This window comes from Streptomyces sp. 2A115 (genome assembly GCF_052245575.1).
Lineage (GTDB): Bacteria > Actinomycetota > Actinomycetes > Streptomycetales > Streptomycetaceae > Streptomyces.
This window is the reverse complement of record NZ_JBQQCG010000076.1, coordinates 1-24,728: the sequence shown is the minus strand read 5'-3', so window position 1 is coordinate 24,728 and position 24,728 is coordinate 1. Positions and strand designations below refer to the sequence as shown.

24 protein-coding genes are annotated in these 24,728 nt (G+C 70.2%); 11 read left to right on the top strand and 13 right to left on the bottom strand.

Features of this window, described 5'->3' with window-relative positions:
* Positions 1-41: 41 nt before the first annotated feature.
* Together ACTWQR_RS42750 and ACTWQR_RS42745 are read left to right on the top strand one after the other, a co-directional pair.
* Complete coding sequence (locus ACTWQR_RS42750; RefSeq protein WP_443232680.1) at positions 42-500, top strand: sec-independent translocase; 459 nt, start codon at positions 42-44, stop codon at positions 498-500.
* A 307-nt stretch (positions 501-807) separates the two neighbouring features.
* Positions 808-1,464 (top strand): hypothetical protein, encoded by a 657-nt coding sequence (locus ACTWQR_RS42745; protein WP_443232679.1) that lies wholly within the window; start codon positions 808-810, stop codon positions 1,462-1,464.
* A gap of 171 nt (positions 1,465-1,635) precedes the next feature.
* Here ACTWQR_RS42745 and ACTWQR_RS42740 read toward each other — a convergent pair whose 3' ends face one another.
* From ACTWQR_RS42740 to ACTWQR_RS42730, 3 genes are read right to left on the bottom strand one after another with little or no spacing between them, the layout of a single operon-like run.
* Positions 1,636-2,772, bottom strand: coding sequence for an Mrp/NBP35 family ATP-binding protein (locus ACTWQR_RS42740; protein ID WP_443232678.1), 1,137 nt, complete (start codon positions 2,770-2,772; stop codon positions 1,636-1,638).
* A 43-nt stretch (positions 2,773-2,815) separates the two neighbouring features.
* Positions 2,816-3,400, bottom strand: a complete 585-nt coding sequence (locus ACTWQR_RS42735; RefSeq protein ID WP_443232677.1) for a DUF1003 domain-containing protein — start codon at positions 3,398-3,400, stop codon at positions 2,816-2,818.
* Positions 3,390-4,730 carry a magnesium transporter MgtE N-terminal domain-containing protein gene (locus ACTWQR_RS42730; RefSeq protein ID WP_443232676.1) on the bottom strand — a complete coding sequence of 447 codons (1,341 nt, stop codon included), beginning with the start codon at positions 4,728-4,730 and terminating at the stop codon, positions 3,390-3,392. Before ACTWQR_RS42730 ends, ACTWQR_RS42735 begins: the two co-directional genes overlap by 11 nt.
* 201 nt (positions 4,731-4,931) lie before the next feature.
* Here ACTWQR_RS42730 and ACTWQR_RS42725 point away from each other — a divergent pair, with 201 nt between their 5' ends.
* Positions 4,932-5,690, top strand: a complete 759-nt coding sequence (locus ACTWQR_RS42725; protein ID WP_443232675.1) for a hypothetical protein — start codon at positions 4,932-4,934, stop codon at positions 5,688-5,690.
* A 208-nt stretch (positions 5,691-5,898) separates the two neighbouring features.
* Here the strand turns inward: ACTWQR_RS42725 and ACTWQR_RS42720 are convergent, their stop codons facing one another.
* The gene (locus tag ACTWQR_RS42720; protein WP_443232674.1) at positions 5,899-6,438 is read right to left on the bottom strand and encodes a hypothetical protein; all 540 of its coding nucleotides are present in this window, start codon (positions 6,436-6,438) and stop codon (positions 5,899-5,901) included.
* A 61-nt stretch (positions 6,439-6,499) separates the two neighbouring features.
* A complete protein-coding gene (locus ACTWQR_RS42715) occupies positions 6,500-7,618 on the bottom strand; it encodes a magnesium and cobalt transport protein CorA (RefSeq protein ID WP_443232673.1) in 1,119 nt (372 codons plus the stop codon).
* 536 nt (positions 7,619-8,154) lie between these two features.
* On the opposite strand from ACTWQR_RS42715, the gene ACTWQR_RS42710 reads away from it, so the two are divergent.
* Positions 8,155-8,739 (top strand): suppressor of fused domain protein, encoded by a 585-nt coding sequence (locus ACTWQR_RS42710; RefSeq protein ID WP_443232672.1) that lies wholly within the window; start codon positions 8,155-8,157, stop codon positions 8,737-8,739.
* A 106-nt stretch (positions 8,740-8,845) separates the two neighbouring features.
* Here the strand turns inward: ACTWQR_RS42710 and ACTWQR_RS42705 are convergent, their stop codons facing one another.
* A complete protein-coding gene (locus tag ACTWQR_RS42705) occupies positions 8,846-10,105 on the bottom strand; it encodes an MFS transporter (protein ID WP_443232671.1) in 1,260 nt (419 codons plus the stop codon).
* A 167-nt stretch (positions 10,106-10,272) separates the two neighbouring features.
* Here ACTWQR_RS42705 and ACTWQR_RS42700 point away from each other — a divergent pair, with 167 nt between their 5' ends.
* The 3 genes from ACTWQR_RS42700 to ACTWQR_RS42690 all read left to right on the top strand — a co-directional run bounded on the left by ACTWQR_RS42700 (position 10,273) and on the right by ACTWQR_RS42690 (position 12,847).
* On the top strand, positions 10,273-10,914 hold the full coding sequence (locus ACTWQR_RS42700; protein WP_443232670.1) for a DUF6758 family protein: 642 nt from the start codon (positions 10,273-10,275) through the stop codon (positions 10,912-10,914).
* Positions 10,915-11,212: 298 nt separating this feature from the next.
* Entirely contained in the window at positions 11,213-12,079 is an 867-nt protein-coding gene (locus ACTWQR_RS42695; RefSeq protein ID WP_443232669.1) for a PHP domain-containing protein, read from the top strand.
* A gap of 162 nt (positions 12,080-12,241) precedes the next feature.
* The gene (locus tag ACTWQR_RS42690) at positions 12,242-12,847 is read left to right on the top strand and encodes a MarC family protein (protein ID WP_443232668.1); all 606 of its coding nucleotides are present in this window, start codon (positions 12,242-12,244) and stop codon (positions 12,845-12,847) included.
* A 90-nt stretch (positions 12,848-12,937) separates the two neighbouring features.
* On the opposite strand, the gene ACTWQR_RS42685 is transcribed toward ACTWQR_RS42690, so the two are convergent.
* Complete coding sequence (locus ACTWQR_RS42685) at positions 12,938-13,090, bottom strand: hypothetical protein (protein WP_105968294.1); 153 nt, start codon at positions 13,088-13,090, stop codon at positions 12,938-12,940.
* A 210-nt stretch (positions 13,091-13,300) separates the two neighbouring features.
* On the opposite strand from ACTWQR_RS42685, the gene ACTWQR_RS42680 reads away from it, so the two are divergent.
* Entirely contained in the window at positions 13,301-14,215 is a 915-nt protein-coding gene (locus tag ACTWQR_RS42680; RefSeq protein ID WP_443232667.1) for an NYN domain-containing protein, read from the top strand.
* A gap of 76 nt (positions 14,216-14,291) precedes the next feature.
* Here the strand turns inward: ACTWQR_RS42680 and ACTWQR_RS42675 are convergent, their stop codons facing one another.
* Both ACTWQR_RS42675 and ACTWQR_RS42670 read right to left on the bottom strand, forming a co-directional pair.
* On the bottom strand, positions 14,292-15,188 hold the full coding sequence (locus ACTWQR_RS42675) for an alpha/beta fold hydrolase (protein ID WP_443232666.1): 897 nt from the start codon (positions 15,186-15,188) through the stop codon (positions 14,292-14,294).
* A 184-nt stretch (positions 15,189-15,372) separates the two neighbouring features.
* Positions 15,373-17,820, bottom strand: coding sequence for a DEAD/DEAH box helicase (locus ACTWQR_RS42670; protein WP_443232665.1), 2,448 nt, complete (start codon positions 17,818-17,820; stop codon positions 15,373-15,375).
* Positions 17,821-18,308: 488 nt separating this feature from the next.
* Here ACTWQR_RS42670 and ACTWQR_RS42665 point away from each other — a divergent pair, with 488 nt between their 5' ends.
* Positions 18,309-19,046 carry a ferritin-like fold-containing protein gene (locus ACTWQR_RS42665; protein WP_443232664.1) on the top strand — a complete coding sequence of 246 codons (738 nt, stop codon included), beginning with the start codon at positions 18,309-18,311 and terminating at the stop codon, positions 19,044-19,046.
* Between the two features lie 143 nt (positions 19,047-19,189).
* On the opposite strand, the gene ACTWQR_RS42660 is transcribed toward ACTWQR_RS42665, so the two are convergent.
* The 4 genes from ACTWQR_RS42660 to ACTWQR_RS42645 form a co-directional block, all read right to left on the bottom strand.
* Entirely contained in the window at positions 19,190-19,459 is a 270-nt protein-coding gene (locus tag ACTWQR_RS42660) for a hypothetical protein (RefSeq protein WP_443232663.1), read from the bottom strand.
* A 246-nt stretch (positions 19,460-19,705) separates the two neighbouring features.
* Entirely contained in the window at positions 19,706-19,933 is a 228-nt protein-coding gene (locus tag ACTWQR_RS42655; RefSeq protein WP_443232662.1) for a DUF3107 domain-containing protein, read from the bottom strand.
* Positions 19,934-20,068: 135 nt separating this feature from the next.
* On the bottom strand, positions 20,069-20,710 hold the full coding sequence (locus tag ACTWQR_RS42650; RefSeq protein WP_443232661.1) for a TetR/AcrR family transcriptional regulator: 642 nt from the start codon (positions 20,708-20,710) through the stop codon (positions 20,069-20,071).
* A gap of 361 nt (positions 20,711-21,071) precedes the next feature.
* On the bottom strand, positions 21,072-21,296 hold the full coding sequence (locus ACTWQR_RS42645; RefSeq protein WP_443232660.1) for a hypothetical protein: 225 nt from the start codon (positions 21,294-21,296) through the stop codon (positions 21,072-21,074).
* Between the two features lie 252 nt (positions 21,297-21,548).
* On the opposite strand from ACTWQR_RS42645, the gene ACTWQR_RS42640 reads away from it, so the two are divergent.
* Positions 21,549-22,547, top strand: a complete 999-nt coding sequence (locus ACTWQR_RS42640) for an alpha/beta fold hydrolase (RefSeq protein ID WP_443232659.1) — start codon at positions 21,549-21,551, stop codon at positions 22,545-22,547.
* A gap of 482 nt (positions 22,548-23,029) precedes the next feature.
* Positions 23,030-24,520, top strand: coding sequence for a DUF3152 domain-containing protein (locus ACTWQR_RS42635; protein WP_443232658.1), 1,491 nt, complete (start codon positions 23,030-23,032; stop codon positions 24,518-24,520).
* The last annotated feature ends 208 nt before the right edge of the window (positions 24,521-24,728 follow it).

Here is a 24,728-nt window from a genome sequence, read left to right as displayed (position 1 = left end):
GAAAGCTGCCGAGGGCCGAGGACATCGCAAGGAGCTGCTAGGTGTTCAATGACATAGGACCGCTCGAGCTGGTGACGCTCGTTGTCCTTGCCGTGCTCGTCTTCGGCCCGGAGAAGCTCCCGAAGATGATCCAGGACGTCACGCGCACCATTCGCAAGATCCGTGAGTTCTCGGAGAGTGCCAAGGCGGACATCCGTGAGGAACTCGGTCCGGAGTTCAAGGACTTCGAGTTCGAGGACCTCAATCCCAAGACGTTCATCCGCAAGCAGTTGGACAACGACGAGCTGGGGATCAAGGAGATCCGCAACGGCTTCGACCTGAAGAAGGAGATGGCCGAGGTCACGGATGCCGTGCACGGCCGGGAGTCCGAATCCTCCGCGTCCTCCTCTTCCGATTCCTCGTCTTCCGGTTCGTCCTCCGGTGGCACCGTCGACATGACGAAGAAGCGCGAGAAGCTGGATCCGGACGAGCGCCCGCCGTTCGACGCGGACGCCACCTGAGCCTGAGACTGGCCTGACCGCGAGGCGTATGCCCGCGGTGCGTCCCGGAACGCCACGCCCGCTGTCCGAAGTCCGCTTCATCGGGTTCGTACGCCCGCGGTCTTCCCTCGCACAGCCCGTACGCCGCCTGGGTTCCGCATGCTCACGGTGGGCTGAATCCGACGACTACGCGACCCGCAAAGGCGACCGGTTTCCCGGCTCGCCGCGGAGCTGTGGCTATCCTGCCTAGTTGTTGTGCGGACCGGAAGGACGCCCGAAAGGGGGGCGGGTCGTTCGGTCCGACTAGAGCGAGGAGGCGTCCGGGCACATGGAGACGACAAGTCGGGTAGGCGCGCAGGCGCCGGCCGCGGAGGATGGACAACAGGTCCCCTCCGCCCGGCGTACGGTCGACGGCTACCTGCTGGCGCCCTTCCCGTGGTACGGCCTCGACGAGGCCTTCACGGGACCGCGCTGGCTGATGCAGGTCGGCGCCACCGCCGACGGAGCCATTGAGCACGGCTCGATCGGGCACGGCGACGAGCCTTCGGTACGCAGTGAGGGTACGGAGGACAAGGAGCGCTTCGCGGTCGTGGTGACCGTCGCGGCCAATCCGGTGCGGCGCACTGCCGACGGCACGGGAGTGCTGGAGGCCACGTCGGTGTCCTCCGCGGCGTGGCTCGCGGGGGTGGGGCTGCTGTCCTTCACCTGGCCCGGCCAGATGGACCACACCCTGCGCGACGACTGGCTGGACCAGCAGACCGAGACGGCGTGGGTTCTCGCGGACGATCTGACCGGCTCCGACTGGTCGACGCTGTCCCTCCCCGTGGACGGGGTGCCGACGCCCTTCCACTACCGCGAGTCCGAGTTCGGCTGGGTCCTCGCGGGGTCCACCCAGGAGGCGGTCCATCTGGGCGCGTACGGGCGGGGGATGAGTGCGTACGGTCTGGGCTTCTCCGTGATCAAGGACATCAGTACGTACGCGTAGCGGGTACGGAGATGGAGGCGCCGTCCTCCTGGACGGCGCCCCCTGGCGGCCTTGGTCAAGTCCGGTGCGGTACCCGCGCCCCGCCCCGTGAGGGGCGCGGGGAACTGCGCGACCAGCCCTCACCGGCCCGCGGGTTCATCACCGTTCCTTCAGTGGAGCGCTTGGTGCGGCCTAGAACTTGTTCCTCGGCGTGATCCCCAGCGACATGCCGGACAGGCCGCGCTGGCGGCCGCCCAGCTTGCCCGCGATGGCGCGGAGGGCCGCGCCGGCCGGGGAGTCGGGGTCGGTCAGGACGACGGGCTTGCCCTCGTCGCCGCCCTCGCGGAGGCGGACGTCGATGGGGATGGAGCCGAGGACCGGAACGTTGGCGCCCGTCGTGCGGGTGAGGCCGTCGGCGACCGACTGGCCGCCGCCCGTGCCGAAGACGTCGACCATCTCGTCGCAGTGCGGGCAGGGGAGCCCGGACATGTTCTCCACGACGCCCACGATCTTCTGGTGGGTCTGGACGGCGATGGAGCCCGCGCGCTCGGCGACCTCGGCCGCCGCCTGCTGCGGGGTGGTGACGACGAGGATCTCGGCGTTCGGAACCAGCTGTGCGACCGAGATCGCGATGTCGCCGGTGCCCGGCGGGAGGTCGAGGAGCAGGACGTCCAGGTCGCCCCAGTAGACGTCCGCGAGGAACTGCTGGAGTGCGCGGTGGAGCATCGGGCCGCGCCAGACGACCGGCGCGTTGCCCGGAGTGAACATGCCGATCGAGATGACCTTCACGCCGTGCGCGGACGGCGGCATGATCATGTTCTCGACCTGGGTCGGACGCCCGTCGGCGCCGAGCATGCGCGGCACGGAGTGGCCGTAGATGTCGGCGTCGACGACGCCGACCTTGAGGCCGTCGGCCGCCATCGCCGCCGCGAGGTTGACCGTCACGGACGACTTGCCGACGCCGCCCTTGCCGGACGCGACCGCGTACACGCGCGTGAGTGAGCCGGGCTGGGCGAAGGGGACCTCGCGCTCGGCCTGGCCGCCACGCAGCGAGGACGCCAGCTCCCGCCGCTGCTCGTCGCTCATCACGTCCAGGGTCACGTCGACGCGGGTGACGCCCTCGACCGCAGAGACGGCGTCCGTCACGTTGTTCGTGATGGTCTCGCGCATCGGGCAGCCGGAGACCGTGAGGTAGACGGTGACCGCGACCGCTCCATCCGCTCCGATCTCCACCGATTTGACCATCCCGAGCTCGGTGATGGGTCGATGGATCTCGGGGTCGTTCACCGTAGCCAGTGCTTCACGCACCGCGTCTTCCGTAGCCGCCATAAGGACGATGGTACGGCGCCCGGCAGGGCGGCCGGAAAGCCCCTCAACGGTCGTCTACGTCACGCCCCCGAGGCCGTTCCGCCGGGAATACGACGCGACCGCCGCCGTGCCGCTCCTCCACGTCCTTGACCAGGTCCTCGATTTCGGAGCGGATCCAGTCCCGGGTGGCGACCTCACCCAGGCCGACGCGCAGCGCGGCGATCTCCCGGGTCAGATACTCGGTGTCCGCGATGGACCGCTCGTTCTGCTTGCGGTCCTGTTCGAGATTGACCCGGTCGCGGTCGTCCTGGCGGTTCTGCGCGAGAAGGATCAGCGGGGCGGCGTACGAGGCCTGCAGCGACAGCATCAGGGTCAGGAAGATGAACGGGTACGTGTCGAAGCGAAGGTCGCGCGGCGCGGACACGTTCCACACCACCCACAGGATGACGACGACCGTCATCCCGACGATGAACCGCCCCGTGCCCAGGAATCGAGCGATCCGCTCCGAGAGCCGTCCGAAGGCCTCCGGGTCGTACTCGGGCAGCAGTCTGCGCCGGGGCGGCTGCGGCTGGTCGAGCCGGATACGCGACCGGGTGGCGGCGGTCGCCCCGGTGGCGGCCCGCTCGCGCACCTCGCGCTCAGGAGCCATGAGCGGCCCCCTCCCCGTAATTTCGCCGACCGGACATTCCCTCGCCGGAAGTCGCTTGGTCAGCGGGCTCCTCGTCGAGGTGGAACTCGGTCTCGCGCCAGTCCTCGGGCAGCATGTGGTCGAGTACGTCGTCCACGGTGACCGCCCCGAGCAGCGAGCCGCTCTCGTCGACGACGGGCGCGGCGACCATGTCGTACGTCGCGAAGAAGCCCGCCACGACGGGCAGTTCGGCCTCCGGGTCCAACGGCTGCAGGGCGTCGTCGAGCATCGCTCCGACGAGCGTGTACGGCGGATCGCGCAGCAGCCGCTGGAAGTGGACCGCGCCGAGGTACTTGCCGGTCGGTGTCTCGTCCGGCGGGCGGCACACGTACACCTGGGCGGCCAGCGCGGGGGAGAGGTCCGGGTTGCGCACCCGCGCGAGCGCGTCCGCGACGGTCGCGTCGGGCCGCAGCACGATCGGCTCGGTCGTCATCAGACCGCCCGCCGTGCGCTCCTCGTACGCCAGCAGCCGCCGTACGTCCGCCGCGTCGTCCGGACGCATCAGCGCCAGCAACCGCTCCTTGTCGTCCTCCGGCAGCTCGCTGAGCAGGTCGGCCGCGTCATCGGGGTCCATCGCCTCCAGGACGTCGGCGGCGCGTTCCTCCTTGAGCTTGCCGAGGATCTCGATCTGGTCGTCCTCCGGGAGCTCTTCGAGGACGTCGGCGAGCCGGTCGTCGTCCAGGGCGGCCGCGACCTCCGCCCGCCGCTTCGCCGACAGGTGGTGCAGGACGTTCGCGAGGTCGGCGGGGCGCAGCTGCTCGAAGGTGGCGAGCAGGCTCTCGGCGCCCTGCCCGTGCTCCTCCAGTGAGAACCCGGTGACGGCCGACCACTCGACGGTCAGCGTCTCGCCCTTGGCCCGCCGGAAAGCGCTGGCACTCCGCCCCTTCCGTACGAAGACCCGGTCGATCTCCCAGTCGCGGCGGGCCGGCAACTGCTGGATCGACACGTCGAGCACGGTCACCTCCTCGCCGCTCTCGACGAGCCGTACCCGCCGGTCGAGCAGCTCGCCGAGCACGAGCCGCTCGGTGGGCCGCTGCTCGAAGCGCCGCACGTTGAGGACGCCGGTGGTGATGACCTGGCCGGACTCGATGCCGGTCACGCGGGTCATGGGCAGGAAGATGCGGCGGCGGGTGGAGAGTTCGACGACGAGGCCGAGCAGCCGAGGGGGCCGCCTCCCCACGCGCAGCATGGCGACCAGGTCGCGCACCCGGCCCACCTGGTCGCCGTTCGGGTCGAAGACGGCGATGCCGGAGAGATGCGAGACGAAGATCCTGGGGGCGCCTGCCGCCATGCCCGCGCCTCCTTACCTCATACGGGCTTCCGTTCGGGTGTTTTGATGCGTCATGTCCGCTCGGGTGGGCTTCAGGCTAGCCCGTCCCGGTCGGATACGCCCTGGTGAGCGGTCCGGACGGACTGATTCAGAGTGGCGCGGGGAGCCCCGGTACGCTGCGTTACGCCGTTGAGGACCCCCGCACGAGAGGCAGCGCCACCTGTGACTGCGATTTCCCAGGGACGCACCCGTAAGTCCGCGCTGGCTAGCGCTGTGTGCGCGCTGGTCGTGACAGGGACCGGGCTGACGGGGTGCGGCGGCGACGACCCGGACGCGGGCACGAACGGGGTCGGGAAGCTGCCCCCGGCCAAGATCCAGAGCAGGACCCAGTCGGCCGCCAGGACCGCGGAGACGGTACGGCTGTCGGGGGCGGTGATCAGCAACAAGCGCACGTACAAGCTGGACATGCGGCTCAAGGACGACGGCGGCACGGGCTCGGTCACCTCGAAGGGCGTGACGTTCCGCCTGCTGCGGGTCGACGAGCACCTCTTCATCAAGGCCGACGCGGACTTCTGGGACCACCAGGACGGCAAGAGCGACGACGGTACGACCGACGCGACGGCCGCGGGCAAGCTCGACGGCATGTACGTGAAGGTCCCCAAGGGAGACCCCGCCTACCAGCAGCTCAGCGTCTTCACCGACAAGGACGTACTCCTCGACGGCCTCCTCACCCTGCACGGCGAGCTCGCCACCGACGGCCGCCACGAGCAGAGCGGCATCCGCACGATCCGCCTCACCGGCGACAAGGGCTCCGGCGGCGAACTGGACATTTCCCTGGAGGGCAAGCCCTACCCCCTCCTCCTGGTCCGCGCGGGAGGCGCGGGAACGCTCCGCTTGACGGACTGGGACAAGGACTTCGCCCTGGAGGCCCCGGAGAAGGACGAGACGGTGGACTACGGTCAGCAGCTCCCGTCGTCGTGAGCGGGTTCATCTCCGCGTGACGCCCGACGCCCGACAGTCCGGCGGGCGGGGTGGTCAGGCGACTGCGGGTGGTTTGTGGGGTCGCGCAGTTCCCGCGCCCCTAAGGACAGCTGGGCCACAGGTGCCCCTTCAGGGGTGCGGGGAACTGCGCGACCAGCCCACTACAACCCCGCGGTCGCCCACCGGCCTCCGCGCGGAGCGCCTACGCTCAAGCCCGCCTGCGCTTCTTGAAGAGCAAGCGTGGAAGCCCCGCCGGGGCCGCCTGACGCGTGGTCGCCGAGGTAGCCAAGGGCGGCGCAGAAAGCGACCCCTCCGGCAGCGACGCAGTCTCCCCCGTGGGCTCCAGCCGGAGCACACGACACTCCCGCGCCCACCGCCCCGGCATGGCCTCACCATCGGGCGCGTTCAACCGCTTGCCCTTCAGCTCGGCAACAGCCGCATCCCACTCCTCGGACCCCGGAGCCAGCTCCACGACCTTCGCGGACCAGGAGACGAGCCGACCGCCCTTGTCCTTGCTGCGTACGGTGACCACCGCGCCGCCGCCGTCCACGAGACCGGGAAGCGGCTGCTCGCCGGGCCCGTCGCCGACCAGGCACACCGCCCCGTCGTGCCATACGTGCCACAGCGCCTGGGAGGGCATCCCGTCGGACATCCCGTCCCCCTGGACATGGAGCCCTCGCACCCAGACGAGCCCGGACTTCTTGGTGGCCTCCTCGACGAGGGCCTGGTCGAGCAGCTGATCGGTCATACGGCCAGCCTAGCCGGGCCCTTCACAGCCACCCATTACAGCCATTCGTCACAGCCATCTGTCACAGCCAACCGTTGCGCTTCAGCGTGCGGTGGATCGCGAAGCAGATGCCGACCGTGACGCCCAGCACGAGCGGGTAGCCGAACCTCCAGCGCAGCTCAGGCATGTAGTCGAAGTTCATGCCGTACACGCCACACACCATCGTCGGTACGGCGATGATCGCCGCCCAGGACGTGATCTTGCGCATGTCCTCGTTCTGCGCCACGGAGGCCTGCGCGAGGTTGGCCTGGAGGATGGAGTTGAGCAGCTCGTCGAAACCGATGACCTGCTCCTGCACGCGCGCGAGGTGGTCGGCGACATCGCGGAAGTACTTCTGGATGTCGGGGTCGACCAGCCGCATCGGCCGCTCGCTGAGCAGCTGCATCGGCCGCATCAGCGGCGACACCGCGCGCTTGAACTCCAGCACCTCACGCTTGAGCTGGTAGATCCGGGCCGAGTCGACACCGCGCGACACCCCGCCCCTGCGCCCGGGCGAGAACACCTCGGTCTCGACCTCGTCGATGTCGTCCTGCATGGCGTCGGCGACCGCGACGTACCCGTCGACGACATGGTCGGCGATGGAGTGCAGCACGGCCGAGGGTCCTTTGGCGAGCAGCTCGGGGTCGTCCTGCAGCCGGTGCCGCAGCGCCCGCAGCGAGCCCTGCCCGCCGTGCCGGACGGTGATGAAGAAGTCCCGCCCGGTGAAGCACATCACCTCGCCGGTCTCCACGACCTCGCTGGTGGCGGTGAGTTCGTCATGCTCGACGTAGTGGATGGTCTTGAAGACGGCGAACAGTGTGTCGTCGTAACGCTCCAGCTTGGGCCGCTGGTGGGCGTGGACGGCGTCCTCGACGGCCAGCGGGTGCAGCCCGAACTCAGCGGCGATACCGGCGAATTCGGCCTCGGTCGGCTCGTGCAGACCGATCCAGGCGAACCCTCCGTCCCGCCGCACGTCACGGATCGCCGCATGTGGCGTGAGGCTGGTGAGGTTGTCGTCGGACCGGAGGCGGGCGCCGTCGCGGTAGACCGCGCAGTCCACGACGGCCGAACTCGTTCCGGCCTCTCGGGTGGTGTCGTACGCGCCACCGTCCTTGCGGATCGAGGGACGGACCGCGGCACGCAGGTCACGGATCATCGACATGGCAGGCTCCTTCGCGAACACGAGCCGCCGGCAACGGTTGAGACTGCCCGGAATGGGGACGTCCTGACTGCGGATGTTTGGCACGTCCACAAAGCGGGGAGCACCGCACCGTCGCGGTGGCAGCTTTGCTACTGATACAGATCAGACAGATCAGGCAAAAACGAAGTGCTCTTCCGTCGTGCACCGGACAGGCATGACGCGAGTACGGGAGGCGGCAGCCAGCAGAGCGGGAGTTGAGGTACTCAGCAGCCGGAAGAGCGGGTGGTACTGCACGGTCGACTTCGATCCATGGAGCCCCACCTCCTCCGGCCGGTCCCCCGTGGGGGAGGTCCATCCCCCGTAGGGGAGTCTCATGCGTCGAGACTGTCGAGACATGGGCCGGGACTCGAGAGCGACGCTTCTGCGTGCTGCCCCGGCCGGCGGCCTAGACTACCAGCCGACTCATGTGTCAAGTCGTCGCTTTGCCCGTTGTTGGCCAAGGGGCAATGGCCGATCCACCAGAAAGCCGCAGGCCGGCCACGGCCTATGCTCGGCGCATGGCTGATGTTCTTCCCCTGGTGGAGGCCCGGTTGCGTACCGCCCTGGGCGAACCGGACGCGCGTGCCGCGGTGACCTTTCTCGGCACGGACCGCATCGAGGTTCTCCGCTTCACCGACGGCGACATCGTCCGCTACGCGACGCTCGGCATGTCCGCCCAGCCGATGGCGGACCCCACGGCGGTCGTCGCCGACCCGGTCGCGGGCCCGCGCGCCGAGCTGGTCCTCTCCGTACGCGCGGGCGTCGCCGACACCGACAAGGTGCTCCGCCCCCTCGCCGTACTGGCCGCGTCCCCGCAGGTGGAGGGCCTGGTCGTGGCGCCGGGCGCGTCGCTCGACGTGGGCGATCCCCTGTGGCCCGGTGCCCCTTTCACCTCCGTGCTGGTCGCCGAGCCGGGCGGTCTGGTCGAGGATCTCGAGCTCGACGCGCCCCTGGATCCCGTACGTTTCCTGCCGCTGCTGCCCATGACGCCGAACGAGGCCGCGTGGAAGCGCGTGCACGGCGCGCAGGCCCTCCAGGAGCGCTGGCTCACGGGCGGAACGGACCTGCGCGATGCCTCACGCAAGTCCGTGTCCCTGGACTGACCGCCCGGAAGGGCCCTCAACAGCTGGCCGAAGACCACCAGTTGGGAATCTCACACTCGGGATCCGGCGTCCTCGGGCGCCCGCCGGCCTCGGTGGGCGAAGACGGTCAGGAGTTGGCGAAGACGGTCACGCCGTCCTCCGTCGCGTGCCGCGGCGCCAGCTCCTCGGCCTCGTCCGTGAGCGCGCTCCGGCGTACGACGACCACGAGCGCCCCGAGCAGCGCGGTGACCGCCGCGACCACGAACGGGATGTGGATGTCGGTCCACTCCTCGATCTTCGGCGCGAAGTAGGGAGCCGCGGCGGCCGCGAACCAGCGGACGAAGTTGTAGCCGGCGCTCGCCACGGGGCGCGGCGCGTCCGAGACGCCCAGGGCGAGCTCCGTGTAGACGGTGTTGTTCACGCCGATGAAGGCGCCGGACAGGATCGTGCAGACGATGGCGGTGGTGTGGCTGCCGTACCCGAGCACGAGCACGTCGGCCGCGAGCAGTACCAGCGAGCCGCCGAGCACCTTCAGTGAGCCGAACCGCGCCTGCATGCGCGGCGCGACGACCACCGAGAACACCGCGAGCAGTACACCCCAGGCGAAGAAGACCGCGCCGGACTTGTACGGGGTCATGTTCAGCACGAACGGCGTGAAGGCCAGCACGGTGAAGAACGTGTAGTTGTAGAAAAACGAGGAAGCGGCAGCCGAGGCGAGTCCGCCGTGGCCGAGCGCCTTGATCGGGTCGAGCAGGCCCGTCTTGCGGGCCGGCTTCGGCTGCTCCTTCAGGAACGCCGTGATGCACAGGAACCCGATCGCCATCAGGAACGCGGTGCCGAAGAACGGATAGCGCCAGCTGGCGTCCCCGAGCAGCGCGCCCAGCAGGGGCCCGCAGGCCATGCCGAGGCCCAGGGCGGACTCGTACAACAGGATCGCCGCGGCGCTGCCGCCGGCTGCCGCGCCGACGATGACGGCGAGGGCGGTGGAGACGAAGAGGGCGTTGCCGAGCCCCCAGCCCGCTCGGAACCCGACGAGTTCGCCGACCGACCCGGACGTGCCCGACAGCGCCGCGAAGACCACGACGAGGGCGAGGCCCAGGAGCAGGGTCCGGCGGCCGCCCACGCGGCTGGAGACGAAGCCGGTGACCAGCATCGCGATGGCCGTGATCAGGAAGTACGAGGTGAAGAGCAGGGAGACCTGGCCGGCGGTGGCGTCCAGTCCCTTGGCGATGGACGGCAGGATGGGGTCGACGAGGCCGATGCCCATGAAGGCGACGACGGATGCCCCGGCGGTCGCCCAGACCGCCATCGGCTGACGCAGGAGGCTGCCGGCTCCCGCGTCGAGCGTGTCCCCTTCGGCGAGGCCTCCCGTGCTGCTGCTGTTCATGCCCGCTCCTTCGCTCACTGATCGCGGAGAGATTGTTGGTGTATACACATAATAAGTTAGATCAGCTAATTGATGCAAGCTACATCTAGATTTCCCAGGTGACAGGCACACGCCGGACGGGTGATCGTCCTTGACGCGACGAAAGACGGGGAGGACCGTTGGGCCCTATGAGGGGCGAACCCAGTTGCCCGAAGTGTGGTGGCCGGGTCCGGGCTCCCGGCCTCTTTGCCGACTCCTGGCAGTGCGATGTGCACGGCACTGTGCATCCGCTGCAGCCCGTGATCCCGCCCAGCGTCGAGGCGCTCAGCGTGGTGGTGCGTCGTGCGCGCGTACCGGTGTGGATGCCCTGGCCGCTGCCCGTCGGCTGGCTCTTCACCGGCGCGGGCTTCGCGGGCGACGACCGCAGCGGCGGCCGTGCCACGGCTGTGGTGTGCTCGGGGCCGGGGCCGCTCGGTGGCATGGGGGAGCTGCTGCTCGTCGCCGAGGAACTCGGCGTCGGCCTCGGTGCGCGGTACGCGGGCATCGACGGACCCGATCCGGGGCCGTACATGAACGTCGAGAAACCGCCCCAGGCGAAGGTCCTCGCGGCGGGCCGCCCGACTCCGCTCTGGCATGTCTCCCGAACCCCGGACGACCGTGCCGTCTTCGCGGGCGAGGCGTGTGGTTTGTGGCTGTGGGCGGTTGTGTGGCCCGAGCAGGCAGGGCTGTTGATGTATGACGAGCTGGTGCTGACGGATCTGCGGGATGCGGGTGCGGAGGTTGATCTTCTGCCGTGCGGGGCGTTGTCGCCACGGATTCTCGAGGTCTAGCGCGGTGGCGCTCCGCTGGGTTTGGCCGGTGGGGTGGGGGATGCCTTGGGTTGGTTGGGTTTGTGCGGGTGGTTTGTGGCTGGTCGCGCAGTTCCCCGCGCCCCTCGCGGGGCGGGACGCGGTTCGTCGCGTCCTCCCTTGCGGGGCGTGGCCGCGGTTCGTTGCGTCCCTTGCGAGGCGTGGCCGCGGTTCGTCGTGTTCCGGACCGGGCCCCTGACGGGGTGCCCGTAGGGGCGGTTCCGACCCCCGTTATCCTTGGGCGTTCCCTTTCGTCCGCTCAAAGCCTGGAGTCCGCGTCGTGCGTATCGATCTGCACACCCACTCCACGGCTTCCGACGGTACGGATACTCCCGCCGAGCTCGTTCGGAACGCGGCCGCCGCCGGGCTGGACGTGGTCGCGCTGACCGATCACGACACCACCCGCGGCTATGCCGAGGCCATCGCGGCCGTGCCCGCCGGGCTGACGCTCGTGACCGGGGCCGAGCTTTCCTGCCGCCTCGACGGGGTGGGGCTGCACATGCTGGCGTACCTCTTCGATCCCGAGGAGCCCGAGCTGTTGCGCGAGCGCGAGCTCGTACGTGACGACCGGGTGCCGCGAGCCCAGGCGATGATCGGCAAGCTCCAGGAGCTGGGGGTGCCGGTCACTTGGGAGCAGGTGGCGCGGATCGCGGGCGGCGGGTCCGTGGGGCGGCCGCACATCGCCACCGCGCTGGTCGAGCTGGGGGTCGTGGCCGACGTCTCCGACGCCTTCACGACCGAGTGGCTCGCCGACGGCGGGCGGGCGTACGTCGAGAAGCACGAGTCGGATCCCTTCGAGGCGATCCGGCTGGTCAAGGCCGCGGGCGGGGTGACCGTCTTCGCGCATCCCGCCGCCGCCAAACGGGGGCAGATCGTTCCCGAGAGCGCCATCGCGGAACTCGCCGCGGCCGGGCTCGACGGGATCGAGGTCGACCACATGGACCACGAGCCGGCCACGCGGGCCCGACTGCGGGGGCTCGCGGGCGAGTTGGGGCTGCTGACGACCGGGTCCAGCGACTATCACGGCAGCCGTAAGACGTGTGTGCTCGGGGAGTTCACGACGGATCCCGAGATCTATGGGGAGATCACGCGGCGAGCGACCGGTGCGTTTCCGGTGCCGGGTGCGGGCGGACTCGCGGGCGCCTGAGTATCCGCCAGAGGTGCGGGCGTCTGAGCGCTCCTCCAGAGGTGCGGGCGCCTGGGCATCCACCAGAGGCACGGGCGCCCGAACGCCCACATCACCGGTAGCGGCCGACGTGTCGCCCCTATTCGTGTTCCGCGTGTTCCACCCACCACCGCAAGGCTCACCGTGTTCGATCTCGCCGTCTTCGGCTCGCTCTTCCTCACCCTCTTCGTGATCATGGATCCCCCCGGGGTCACGCCGATCTTCCTCGCGCTGACGTCCGGACGGCCGGCCAAGGTGCAGAAGCGGATGGCGTTCCAGGCCGTCTGTGTGGCCGGCGGTGTCATCGCCGTCTTCGGGCTGCTCGGGCACCAGATCCTGGACTACCTGCACGTGTCCGTTCCCGCGCTGATGATCGCGGGCGGACTACTGCTCCTCCTCATCGCGCTCGACCTGCTCACGGGCAAGACGGACGAGCCCAAGCAGACCAAGGACGTCAACGTCGCGCTCGTACCGTTGGGCATGCCGCTGCTCGCCGGGCCGGGCGCGATCGTGTCCGTGATCCTGGCCGTCCAGAAGGCCGACAGTGTGGCGACGCAGGCGGCGGTGTGGGCGGCGATCGTCGCCATCCACGTCGTGCTGTGGGTCGTGATGCGGTACTCGCTGCTGATCATCCGCGTCATCAAGGACGGCGGTGTCGTGCTGGTGACCCGGCTCGCGGGCATGATGCTCTCCGCGATCGCCGTACAGCAGATCATCAACGGGGTCACGCTCGTGATCGAGGGAAGCTGAACATGACCCGGGGAAGCTGAACGTATACGCAGAACCCCCGTACGGCATCGGAGCCGTACGGGGGTTCTGAAGTCTGTCAAACGTCCGCTGCTATGAGGCCGAGGAGTCGGCCGGGCGGATCCAGAGGCGCTGCCCGATTGCTGCGGCCTGCTGAACGATCCGGTTGACGGAGGCGGCGTCCACGACAGTGCTGTCCACGGGCGTGCCGTCGACATCGTCGAGTCGCATGATTTCGAAGCGCATGGCTTCTCCCTTCGTCTGGTCATCCTCCTGAAGGAGAACTACTGATGGTTGGGTGCGCGGGGCGTCTGTGTCCCGCGTTCCCAACGGATACAACCGGATGTCTGTTACGAACATTCCCTACGCTAAATAAAATTTTCGAACGTCTAACTACTTGCGAGTATCGGGACCTGTTGTGTTCACGCGGTGACGGCCTGCGACAATGAGGCGCATATGAATGACGACTTCGCGGCGACGGACGACCTGGCCTCCCTCGGTGTGCGTATCGACCGCACGAACGAGCTGCTCCAGCGCATGCTCGCCGAGGTGGCGAAGACGCCGTCCACGCACGCGATCTTCGTCGACGCCGGGTATCTGTACGCGGCCGCGGGTCGCCTCGTAGCCGGGACCGAGGACCGACGGGCCTACGACCTGGACGCCGAGGGGCTCATCGAGGCGCTCATCGACCGGGCCCGCACGATCTTCGCGGACAGCAGGCTGCTGCGCGTCTACTGGTACGACGGGGCGCGGCGCCGGATCCACACCGCCGAGCAGCAGTCCATCGCCGAGCTGCCCGACGTCAAGGTCCGGCTGGGCAACCTCAACGCCAACAACCAGCAGAAGGGCGTCGACTCCCTCATCCGCAGCGACCTGGAGTCGCTGGCCCGGCACCGCGCCATCAGCGACGCGGCGCTCATCGGCGGCGACGAGGACCTGGTCTCGGCGGTCGAGGCGGCGCAGGGGTACGGGGCCCGGGTCCACCTCTGGGGCATCGAGGCGCCGGAGGGGCGCAACCAGGCGGAGCCGCTGCTCTGGGAGGTCGACAGCCAGCGGACCTTCGACCTCGAGTTCTTCAAGCCGTACGTCGCCCGGCGGACCGCCGCCTCGTACGACATGGCGGCAGGGGCGCGGCCCACGCGCGAGGACGTGCGCTTCGTGGGGGCGCAGATCGCCGCGAAGTGGCTGGCCGCGCGGGGGCGGGAGGCGCTGGCGGACCTGCTGCCCGGGCATCCGTATCTGCCCGGGCCGGTCGACCAGGACCTGCTCGTGGAGTCCGAGGGGCTGCTCCAGTACTCGTTGCGGGGGCAGGCGGACCTGAGACGGGCGCTGCGGGACGGGTTCTGGGAGCACCTGCAGGGGCAGTACTGAGCGCGAAGCGCTCCGCTGGAAGAACCGTGAATCCCCGCGGGCCGGTGGGGGCTGGTCGCGCAGTTCCCCGCGCCCCCTACGGGGCGCGGTACCCGTTCTGGCCCGACTGGTCCCAGAAGGCGGCGATGGCTTCGGCCGTCTCCAGGGGGCGGTCCGAGTTGGGGGAGTGCTCGGCTCCGCGGATGATCGTGCGGTGCGCGTGGAGGCGTGTGGCCATGTGGTCCAGGAGCGCTACCGGCCAGGTGTCGTCGTATTCGCCCGACAGGACGTGCTTGGGCAGCGGTACGGCGGCCAGATCGTCCACTCGGTCGGGTTCCGTGCACAACTGGCGCCCCGCGGCGGTGAGTTGGGCCGGGCTGTTACCGAGCCAGCGGCGCTTGAGGTCCTCTTGGTCGTCGAGACCGGCGTCCAGGTCGTCCTCGGCGTCCTCCGGGGGCTCCAGTGCCCGGATCGCGTCCCACACCTGCGCCATGTCCATCACGGCGAGCGCGTCCCGCAACAGCTTCACGCGCTGCTGCTGGGAGGGCGAGATCTCGGCCGGGCCGGAGGACATCAGGGTGAGCGACCGGAAACGGGCGGGTTCCCGCAGCACGGCGTTCCTGCCGACGAGCCCGCCGAAGGAGTGGCCCACGAGGTGCACAGGGTCCGCCACCTCCAGGGCATCCACCTGCGCGAGCACGTCCTGCGCCAACTCGGCCTGCGCGTATGCCGATTCGTCGTCCCTCGGACCCGGTGACTCGTACTGCCCGCGCCCGTCCACGGCGATGGTCCGGTATCCGGCCGCCGCCAGCGGTTCGTGCAACGAGATGAAGTCCTCTTTGCTGCCGGTGAACCCGGGCAGGAGCAGCGCGGTTCCTCTCGCGTCGACTCCGGGCGCCACGGGCGCGTCGATCACGGCGAACTCCCCGCGTGCGGTGCGGAGCCGATACGCGCGGACCCAGGAGGGCGGGACGAAGGTGGCAGGCCTGCTCATGAGAAGGAGGCTATCCGGGGAACCTTGCGGGCGGGACCAGGGGTGCGGGATCCGGGGTGTCGGCTGCGGGGGCGGACCGGGGGCTGGGTGTTCGCTCACCCGTGCTCGGGAACGCCGACGACCCTGTGCCCGGGAACGCCGATGGCCCGGCCCCACCAAGTGGGGCCGGGCCATCGGGTGAGCGTCAGCTCTCCGTCGTCTCGGCGGCCGCTGCCGTCTTCCGAGCGCGGCGGCGCGGGGGCTTGGCCTCCGGCGCCACCTCGGCCGTGACCGCGTCCGCGACGGCGGTCGTGGCCGTGGTCGCTGCCTTGCGGGTGCGGCGGGGCTTGGCCGGGGTCTCGACCGGGGTGGCCTCGGTGGCCTGGGCCGGGATGTCGGCCTCGGCAACCGCAGCGACCTTACGAGTGCGGCGGCGCGGCTTCGTCTCGGCTGCCTCGGCGGTGTCCACGGCGGCCTCGGCGGCTGCCGCGGTCTTGCGCGTACGGCGAGGCTTCGTCTCCGTCGCCTCTGCCACCGCGACCGTCGTGCCTTCCGCGGTGTCCACCGCGGTCTCGGCGGCCTTGCGCGTACGCCGACGCGGCTTGGCCTCCGCGGCGGGCGCCTCCTCCGCCGGAGCGGTTTCGGCGACCTTGCGGGTGCGGCGGCGCGGCTTGACCTCGGGCTCCTCGGTCGCCTGGGCCGGGATGTCGGCCTCGACAACCTCAGCGGCCTCGGTGACCTTGCGCGTACGGCGGCGGGGCTTGGCCTCGGCCGCCTCGGCGGTGTCCAGGGCTGCCTCGGCCGTCGTCGCCTTGCGAGTGCGGCGCGGCTTGGCCTCGACGGCCTCCGCCACCACGTCGAGGGCCTTGTCGGCAGCGGCTTCCACCGGGGCCGCGGCGGTCTTCCGAGTGCGGCGGCGCGGCTTCGTCTCCGTCACCTCGACCGGTGTGTCCGTCACCTCGACCGTCGTGCCCTCGGCGGTGTCCACCGCGGTCTCGGCGGCCTTGCGGGTGCGGCGGCGCGGCTTCGGCTCGACCGCGGGGGCCTCCTCGACCACGCTCTCGACCACAGCGGCAGCCGGCTGCGCGACCTCCGCCGTCCTGCGCGTGCGGCGGCGGCGCGGCTTGGCCTCCGCGTCCACCGGCTCGGCCGATGCGGCGACCTCGACCGAGCTGTCCTCGACCGAGGTGCTCTCGGCCGTGGCGACGGCGGTCTCGGCCGCCTCCGACACCGCTCCGGCACGCGCCCGGCGGCGCCGTCGCGGTGTGCGCGACTCCGTGGCCGGGGCCGACTCGGTGGTCTCGGTCGTGGTCGGCTCCGCGGCGTCCATCGGCGTGCCGTTGCGCGTACGACGACGGCGACGCGGCGTACGCGCCGGGCGCTCACGCTCGCGCTCGGCGGCCGGGGCCGCCGCCGGAGCGGCGGAACGGCCACCGCGGCCGCGCGGACCGCCACGGCCACCGGTCTCGCCGAGGTCCTCGACCGCCTCGGCCGAGAGGCCGGCACGGGTGCGCTCGGAACGCGGCAGGACGCCCTTCGTGCCGGCCGGAATGTTCAGCTCTTCGAAGAGGTGCGGAGACGTCGAGTACGTCTCCGGCGGGTCGCTCAGGCCGAGTTCAAGCGCCTTGTTGATGAGCTGCCAGCGCGGGATGTCGTCCCAGTCGACGAGCGTGATCGCGATGCCCTTGGCGCCCGCCCGGCCCGTACGGCCGATGCGGTGCAGGTACGTTTTCTCGTCCTCGGGGGACTGGTAGTTGATGACGTGCGTGACGCCCTCGACGTCGATGCCACGGGCGGCGACGTCGGTGCAGACGAGCACGTCCACCTTGCCGTTGCGGAAGGCGCGCAGCGCCTGCTCGCGGGCGCCCTGGCCGAGGTCGCCGTGGACCGCGCCGGAGGCGAAACCGCGCTGCTGGAGCTGGTCGGCGAGGTCCGCCGCCGTCCGCTTGGTGCGGCAGAAGACCATCACGAGACCGCGGCCGTCGGCCTGCAGTATCCGCGAGACCATCTCCGGCTTGTCCATGTTGTGCGCGCGGTAGGCGAACTGCGCGGTGTTCCGGACCGTCTGGCCCTCGTCGTCCGGCGCCGTGGCGCGGATGTGCGTGGGCTGCGACATGTAGCGGCGCGCGAGACCGATGACCGCGCCCGGCATGGTCGCCGAGAACAGCATGGTCTGACGGCGGGCCGGCAGCATGTTGATGATCTTCTCGACGTCGGGCAGGAAGCCCAGGTCGAGCATCTCGTCGGCCTCGTCGAGCACGAGGGCCCGCACGTGACTCAGGTTCAGCTTCTTCTGGCCCGCGAGGTCCAGCAGACGGCCCGGGGTGCCGACGACCACGTCGATACCCTTCTTGAGGGCCTCGACCTGCGGCTCGTACGCCCGGCCGCCGTAGATGGCGAGCACGCGCACGTTACGGACCTTGCCCGCGGTCAGCAGGTCGTTCGTCACCTGAGTGCACAGCTCGCGCGTCGGGACGACGACGAGTGCCTGCGGGGCGTCGGTGAGCTGCTCGGGCTTGGCCCGGCCCGCCTCGACGTCCGCGGGAACGGTGACGCGCTCGAGGAGCGGAAGGCCGAAGCCCAGCGTCTTGCCGGTGCCGGTCTTGGCCTGGCCGATGACGTCGGTGCCGGTGAGGGCAACGGGGAGCGTCATTTCCTGGATGGGGAAGGGACTGGTGATGCCTACGGCCTCAAGGGCCTCGGCCGTCTCGGAAAGGATCCCGAGGTCTCGGAAAGTAGTCAGGGTGCTGCCTCTTCTGTGTATGCGGTGCGAGGCGAGCGCGGGGGTCGTGTCGGGACCGTGCCGGGGACGTCGGCCGCTCTTGACCAGCGGGCCGGGTGGCATGGGACCACTGCCGACGCTCGAGCTCTCGTACCGCTGAGGGTCCCCCCGGATGCCGTACGCATCTGTGCCGTACGGGTGAGGAGGGCTGTCGGGTCGGAGCCGATCGGGCCACCGACCGGGCATCCTCATTCGTGCGGCCTGTCGAGTTGGTCGAGTTACGTAGATCAACTCAGCAGGCGCATTACCACCATACCCCGGAATCGCGCATATGCGATGGCCGATTTGGTCACGTAGTGGTCGTCACAGTGATTGACCAGGGACTTCCGCGTTGCGGTGAGCGGGCTATTGTGCGCTTCATGACGACGCCTGACAACGCCCCCGACGCCCCCGCCGAACCGACCGGAGTCGCCGCCCAGGACTGGGCGAAGGCCTGCGTCGACCCCCAGTACCGTGCCGCGGTCGTGGACCTGCTCGGAGCGCTCGCGTACGGAGAACTGGCGGCGTTCGAGCGGCTCGCCGAGGACGCCAAGCTGGCGCCGACGCTCGCCGACAAGGCGGAGCTGGCGAAGATGGCGTCGGCGGAGTTCCACCACTTCGAGCAGTTGCGGGACCGGCTCACCGAGATCGGTGCGGAGCCCACGGAGGCGATGGAGCCGTTCGTCGCAGCGCTCGACGGCTTCCACAAGCAGACGGCGCCGTCGGACTGGCTGGAGGGACTCGTCAAGGCGTACGTCGGTGACTCGATCGCCAGTGACTTCTACCGGGAGGTCGCGGCGCGGCTCGACTCCGATACGCGCGGGCTTGTGCTGGCCGTGCTCGACGACACGGGGCATGCCTCGTTCGCCGTCGAGAAGGTGCGTGCCGCGATCGACGCGGATCCTCGTGTGGGTGGGCGACTCGCGTTGTGGGCGCGGCGGTTGATGGGGGAGGCGTTGTCGCAGTCGCAGCGGGTTGTCGCCGACCGGGACGCCTTGTCGACCATGCTTGTCGGTGGGGTCGCGGACGGGTTCGATCTCGCCGAGGTGGGGCGGATGTTCTCGCGGATCACTGAGGCGCACACCAAGCGGATGGCTGCGCTCGGGCTGGCCGCCTGAGCCCCGTGCAGGCCGGTTCGTTGTCTGCGGGTTGTGGGGGCTGGTCGCGCAGTTCCCCGCGCCCCTGAAGCACAGTTCCCCGCGCCCTGAAGAGGGGGCGCCTCAGCGGTCGTCGGTTGAATCGGAGCCGTCGGAGTCGGTGCTCACACCGTTGCTGATCGGCGGCCCAGTCTTCCCGCGGGGCGCAGGAGCAGGGACAGGGAGGCCGCCGAGACGGCCACCGCGCCGAGCATGATGACCAGGAAGTGGACCGAACCCACTGCGGTGTGGGTGAGGAATGCGCCGAAGAGGGCTCCGGCGGCGCCCGTCGGCAGGACGAGGCGGCGGGCGGGCAGGCGGTGCGGCAGGCGGTATGCCGCTGTCCAGGCCAGTGCCAGACCGAGGATCGCGGAGCCGAGCGCTTCCAAGAACATTTGGGGGTCCCTCCCGCACGGCCGTGTGCACTTCGGTCGTAGCCCGTCATACCCCTGACCTGCGGAATGCAATCCTTCCCTGTGGGTGACTTGTGCTCCATCTGTGAAGTGCACGGACAGGGAGCGGGCACTCGGAGAGGACATGGCGCGGAAATGGAGAGGGCATGGTGCGGACATGGAGGGGACATGGCGCGGACATGAAAAAGGGGCTCGGCGGCCTCTGCCACCGAGCCCCTCCCCGTTGCCTTACAGCGCGCCGAAGCCCACCTTGCGCGGGGCCGGCTCGCCGAGCTCCACGTAAGCGATGCGTTCCGCCGGGACGAGGACCTTGCGGCCGTGGTCGTCCACGAGGCTGAGCAGCTGCGACTTGCCGGCCAGCGCCTCGGACACCGCGCGCTCGACCTCTTCCGGGGTCTGACCGCTCTCCAGAACGATCTCGCGGGGCGCGTGCAGCACGCCGATCTTGACCTCCACGGCTATGTCCCTCCGACGGTCATTGATGTGCGCGTTCGTCCGCGCCGTACGCAGCACACATTAGCCCGGCGAGGGGACGTGCATGCTCCGTCCAAGAACGCCACGAGCGAACAGGAGGCGGGAACAAACGTGCCGTCAGTGGTGCTCGGAGCCGTGCAGCGGGAAGCCGGCGATGCCCCGCCAGGCCAGCGAGGTCAGCAGCTGTACCGCCTGGTCGCGCGGCACGCTGCGGTCGCTGTGCAGCCAGGAGCGGGCCACCACCTGAGCGAGGCCGCCGAGGCCTGAGGCAAGCAGCATCGACTCGTCCTTGGACAGGCCGGTGTCCTCCGCGATGACCTCGCTGATCGCCTCGGCGCACTCGAACGTGACCTTGTCCACGCGCTCGCGCACCGCGGGCTCGTTCGTCAGGTCCGACTCGAAGACCAGCCGGAAGGCACCGCCGTCGTCCTCCACGTACGCGAAGTACGCGTCCATGGTGGCCCAGACGCGCAGCTTGTTGTCCGTCGTGGACGCCAGCGCGGTCCGCACGGCCTGGAGCAGGGACTCGCAGTGCTGGTCCAGCAGTGCCAGGTAGAGGTCGAGCTTGCCCGGGAAGTGCTGGTAGAGCACCGGCTTGCTGACGCCCGCGCGTTCGGCGATGTCGTCCATCGCGGCCGAGTGATATCCCTGCGCAACGAATACTTCCTGGGCGGCGCCGAGGAGCTGGTTGCGTCGGGCACGGCGCGGCAGGCGAGTGCCCCGCGGGCGTGCCGCCTCTGTCTGCTCGATGGCTGTCACGCCGCCTCCCAAAATCGTCCACATGCGGTGAGCGCCGCGCCGCCATCGTACTTTTCGGTAACCCTGGTGTGCGCGGTGCGAGCGGAGAATTTCACGGACCGGACGCCGGTAAAACCCGTGCGGAATGTTCTAAACAAGGGCATGCCGGGCAGGTCAGGATTCCTGCGCACGCCTCCTGGCGGACGCCGGTGGTCGCTCCGGGCCTGCTTCGGCCTGCTTGTGCCGGCTTCTGCACGCCGCAGTCGACTGCTGCTCGCTTCGCGTTCGCTGCGGTCGGTTCCTGCTCGAGGTTCTCGCTCGCGATCCCTGCTCGCGATTCCTGCTCACTTCAGCGGTCTTCGGGAGCGGTTTTCGGGCCGCTTCACCGGTAGTCGTCCTCGTCGAGTTCGACGACTCTTGCCTGCTCCGCGAGGTCCGCCTCGTTCGCCCTGTCCGGGTTCACGCCGGTCAGCGGTTCGTCCCGGTGGGGCGTGAGCTCCGCGTGCTGTTCGGCGGCGTCGGCCTCGGGGGCCTCCACGTCGAACTCGGCGTCCTGGGTGTCCTCGGAGTCGGCGAGTGCCTCGGGGTCGGTGGGGTCGACGGTCATGTGTCCTCTTCCCGAGCGGTGCGAGTGCGCTCTTGCACGAGTACGAGTGCCCTCGTTTACGAAGCGTATGAGAGTCGAGATCAGGGCGCTATGCGATCCGGCCCCCATCCGGCCGCCACGGGACCCCGCCCTCCCACCACGACTCGCCCCGCCCTCCGACCGCCCCTCGCCCCGCCGTACGGCGCCGTGTCGGCCTCGGCCTGTGACCGCGAACACACGATCCAGGGTGTGATCGTCTCGTAACATTGCCGCATGTCTTCGACCGAACTGCCGTCCGTTCCGGCAACCACTGTCACGCCGAGGGTCGGCGCCGTCAGGGTGGCGGCTGGGGAGCGACTGCGATCGGTAGGGCTCCCCGGCATCACGCTGACGGTCCGGTCGAGACCGCCGGCCCGCGAGGGACTGCCGCCCGCGCTGTACGTACACGGGCTGGGCGGTTCCTCGCAGAACTGGTCGGGCCTGATGCCCCTCCTCGACGGCCTCGTCGAAAGCGAGGCCATCGATCTGCCGGGCTTCGGAGACTCACCGCCGCCCGACGACGGCGACTACTCGGTGACCGGGCACGCGCGCGCGGTCATCCGCTATCTCGACTCGGCCGACCGTGGACCGGTGCACCTCTTCGGCAACTCGCTGGGCGGCGCGGTCACGACCCGCGTCGCGGCCATCCGGCCCGACCTCGTCCGCACGCTCACGCTGGTCTCGCCCGCGCTCCCGGAGATCCGGGTGCAGCGCACGGCGGTGCCGACGGCCCTGCTGTCTGTGCCCGGAGTGGCGGCCCTGTTCACCCGGTTCACCAAGGACTGGTCCGCCGAGCAGCGCGTGCGCGGCGTCATGGGGCTCTGTTACGGGGATCCCTCCGTGGTGACGCCCGAGGCGTTCCGCAACGCGGTCGAGGAGATGGAGCGGCGGCTCGCGCTCCCCTACTTCTGGGATGCCATGACGCGGTCGTCGCGCGGCCTGGTGAACGCGTACACGCTGGGTGGCCAGCACGGACTGTGGCGCCAGGCCGAGCGGGTGCTGGCGCCGGCGCTCCTCATCTACGGAGGCCGCGACCAGCTCGTCGGGTTCCGCATGGCCCGAAGGGCGGCGCGTGCTTTCCGCGAGTCCCGGCTGCTTACGTTGCCGGATGCGGGGCATGTGGCGATGATGGAGTACCCGGAGACCGTGGCCACGGCCTTCCGCGAACTCCTCGCGGACACAGGCGAGTTGGCCGACGCCGGCACAAGTAGCGCTAGCAGCGCGAGGAGCTGAGGCGGGAAGTGGGACGTCACAGCCGTCGCGGGCCCGCCCCCAAGGGCGACACCGCCGACATACCCGTGGTCCCGGCTGCTCGGCCGGAAACGGGAACGGATGCAAGGGGGGCGGGGCGCGGTCGCGGCCCCGCGAGGCAGCAACCGCCGCCGTCGGCACCGATGGGCGGCACGTCCGCTCGGGGTGTGCCGAGGCTGCCCGAAGGATGGGTGCCGCGAGGGCCGGAGGGCGCGCCCGGGCAGGGAGTTCCGCGACCGGCGGGCGGTATGCCCTCGGACGGAGGTCCGGGATTCCCCGGTGGCGGCATGCCCGCGGGAGGAGCTCCGCGACGTTTCGACCCCCCGCCCGGTACGCCCGCGCGGGGGGTTCCTCGGTCGGCGGACGGGCCGCCTGGGCGAGGGGGCCCGCGGTTGCCGGACGGGACTCCGGCGCACGGGTTTCCGCGTATGCAGGACGGGACGCCCGCTCATGGGTTTCCACGTATGCAGGACGGGACGCCGGCATACGGGTTTCCTCGGCTGCCTGATGGCACGCCCGCCCATGGCTTTCCCCGGTTGCCGGACGGGACCCCGGCTCATGGGTTTCCGCGGCTTCCCGACGGGACCCCGGCGCACGGCACTCCTCGTTATCCCGACGGCAGCCCTGCCCACGGCGTCCCCCGGGTCCGTGGTGGGCACCCCGAGCAGCGTGAGAACGGTGGTGGCTGGGGCGAGTTGAGGGGTGGGCCGCGGACCGGCGTCGGGTACGGCGTACCCCAAGCGTCTCCGCAAGGACCTCCCTATCCGCAAGCGTCTCCATACGGCCCTCCGCAGGGCGGTCCCCGCGGCCCTCGGCAAGGAGGCCCCCAGGGCTCTCCGTACGGCGCGGCCCAGGGGCCGGGCCCGACCGGACCGGGGCCCACGATTCCCCGGCAGCGGTACGTTCCCTCGCGGGACCAGGACCCTCGTGGCCCGGGCGGCGGCCCTGGAGGCGCCCGTCAGGCCTACGTCGACGCCTTCGAACAGGGCGACGACGCGTTCGCGCCCCGGTCCGCCGCCGGGGCGGCGCTCCGCGCGGACCCTTTCGCGTCCGTCACCGGCTGGGAAGAGGACGTCGAGCACAAGGTGCCCCCGAGGAACCCGGAGGCACCTCAGGACGAGGAGCGGCCGGGGAAGACCAGGGGCGGCAAGGGGCGGGCCTTCACCGGAATCACGGCCGCCGCTGTCACCACGGTGCTGGCCTTCATCGTGGCCGGGCAGGTCACAGACGGGCGCGAGGACAGCTCCGTACGCCCGCAGACCGCCGGCGGCGCCGACCGTGAGACGGAGTCCAAGGACTACGCGGCGCGCGCCGGCAGCCGGCCGACCCCGTCCGAGTCGGCGAGCGTGGCCCCGCTGTCGTACGACCAGAAGATGGCGAAGAAGTATCCGCTGGCCGCCGAACTCAAGGGCCCTGGGGAGTTCGTGGCGGTCGCCGGATTCGACAAGGCACCCGGAACCGGACGGAAATACACCTACCGCGTCGACGTCGAGAAGGACCTCGGCCTCGACGGTGAGCTCTTCGCGCAGGCCGTGCAGAAAACCCTGAACGACGACCGGAGTTGGGCCCACGACGGCGGCCGTACCTTCGAGCGCGTCTCCTCCGGGAAACCCGACTTCGTCATCACGCTGGCGAGCCCCGGGACCACCGCGTTCTGGTGCGCCAAGTCCGGCCTCGACACCACCGAGGACAACGTGTCCTGCGACTCGGCCGCCACCGACCGCGTGATGATCAACGCGTACCGCTGGGCCCAGGGCGCCGAGACGTACGGCGACAAGATGTACGCGTACCGGCAGATGCTGATCAACCACGAGATCGGTCACCGGATCGGCTTCAACCATGTGACCTGCAGTACGGACGGCGCGCTCGCGCCCGTCATGCAGCAGCAGACCAAGTTCCTCGAGTACGACGGAATCCGCTGCCGGGCCAACCCGTGGCCGTTCCCCGGCAACTGAGCGACCGCCGACGAGCGACCGGCCGGCGAGCAGCCGTTCAACGAGCAGCCGCCGCGCAGCCGCCAAGAACTGGCCGAGGCGTGACGAAGTGTGTTCGGTTGATCTCTTAGCGCGACGGAACGCGATCCGCACGGGAAAGTTACGACCGTTCACCCCTTTTGGTGGCGCGATGGACAACCGTCCACCTCGACACCATCATGTCCGCATA

Excerpts from the sequence above, each read along its gene's own strand:
- ACTWQR_RS42720 (WP_443232674.1), bottom strand. The coding sequence starts at position 6,438 with ATGACCGATCAGCTGCTCGACCAGGCCCTCGTCGAGGAGGCCACCAAG.
- ACTWQR_RS42705 (WP_443232671.1), bottom strand. The coding sequence starts at position 10,105 with ATGAACAGCAGCAGCACGGGAGGCCTCGCCGAAGGGGACACGCTCGAC.
- ACTWQR_RS42665 (WP_443232664.1), top strand. The coding sequence starts at position 18,309 with ATGACGACGCCTGACAACGCCCCCGACGCCCCCGCCGAACCGACCGGA.
- ACTWQR_RS42745 (WP_443232679.1), top strand. The coding sequence starts at position 808 with ATGGAGACGACAAGTCGGGTAGGCGCGCAGGCGCCGGCCGCGGAGGAT.
- ACTWQR_RS42685 (WP_105968294.1), bottom strand. The coding sequence starts at position 13,090 with ATGCGCTTCGAAATCATGCGACTCGACGATGTCGACGGCACGCCCGTG.
- ACTWQR_RS42710 (WP_443232672.1), top strand. The coding sequence starts at position 8,155 with ATGGCTGATGTTCTTCCCCTGGTGGAGGCCCGGTTGCGTACCGCCCTG.
- ACTWQR_RS42680 (WP_443232667.1), top strand. The coding sequence starts at position 13,301 with ATGAATGACGACTTCGCGGCGACGGACGACCTGGCCTCCCTCGGTGTG.
- ACTWQR_RS42670 (WP_443232665.1), bottom strand. The coding sequence starts at position 17,820 with ATGACGCTCCCCGTTGCCCTCACCGGCACCGACGTCATCGGCCAGGCC.
- ACTWQR_RS42715 (WP_443232673.1), bottom strand. The coding sequence starts at position 7,618 with ATGTCGATGATCCGTGACCTGCGTGCCGCGGTCCGTCCCTCGATCCGC.
- ACTWQR_RS42735 (WP_443232677.1), bottom strand. The coding sequence starts at position 3,400 with ATGGCTCCTGAGCGCGAGGTGCGCGAGCGGGCCGCCACCGGGGCGACC.
- ACTWQR_RS42700 (WP_443232670.1), top strand. The coding sequence starts at position 10,273 with ATGAGGGGCGAACCCAGTTGCCCGAAGTGTGGTGGCCGGGTCCGGGCT.
- ACTWQR_RS42675 (WP_443232666.1), bottom strand. The coding sequence starts at position 15,188 with ATGAGCAGGCCTGCCACCTTCGTCCCGCCCTCCTGGGTCCGCGCGTAT.
- ACTWQR_RS42660 (WP_443232663.1), bottom strand. The coding sequence starts at position 19,459 with ATGTTCTTGGAAGCGCTCGGCTCCGCGATCCTCGGTCTGGCACTGGCC.
- ACTWQR_RS42640 (WP_443232659.1), top strand. The coding sequence starts at position 21,549 with ATGTCTTCGACCGAACTGCCGTCCGTTCCGGCAACCACTGTCACGCCG.
- ACTWQR_RS42635 (WP_443232658.1), top strand. The coding sequence starts at position 23,030 with ATGCAGGACGGGACGCCGGCATACGGGTTTCCTCGGCTGCCTGATGGC.
- ACTWQR_RS42740 (WP_443232678.1), bottom strand. The coding sequence starts at position 2,772 with ATGGCGGCTACGGAAGACGCGGTGCGTGAAGCACTGGCTACGGTGAAC.
- ACTWQR_RS42730 (WP_443232676.1), bottom strand. The coding sequence starts at position 4,730 with ATGGCGGCAGGCGCCCCCAGGATCTTCGTCTCGCATCTCTCCGGCATC.
- ACTWQR_RS42645 (WP_443232660.1), bottom strand. The coding sequence starts at position 21,296 with ATGACCGTCGACCCCACCGACCCCGAGGCACTCGCCGACTCCGAGGAC.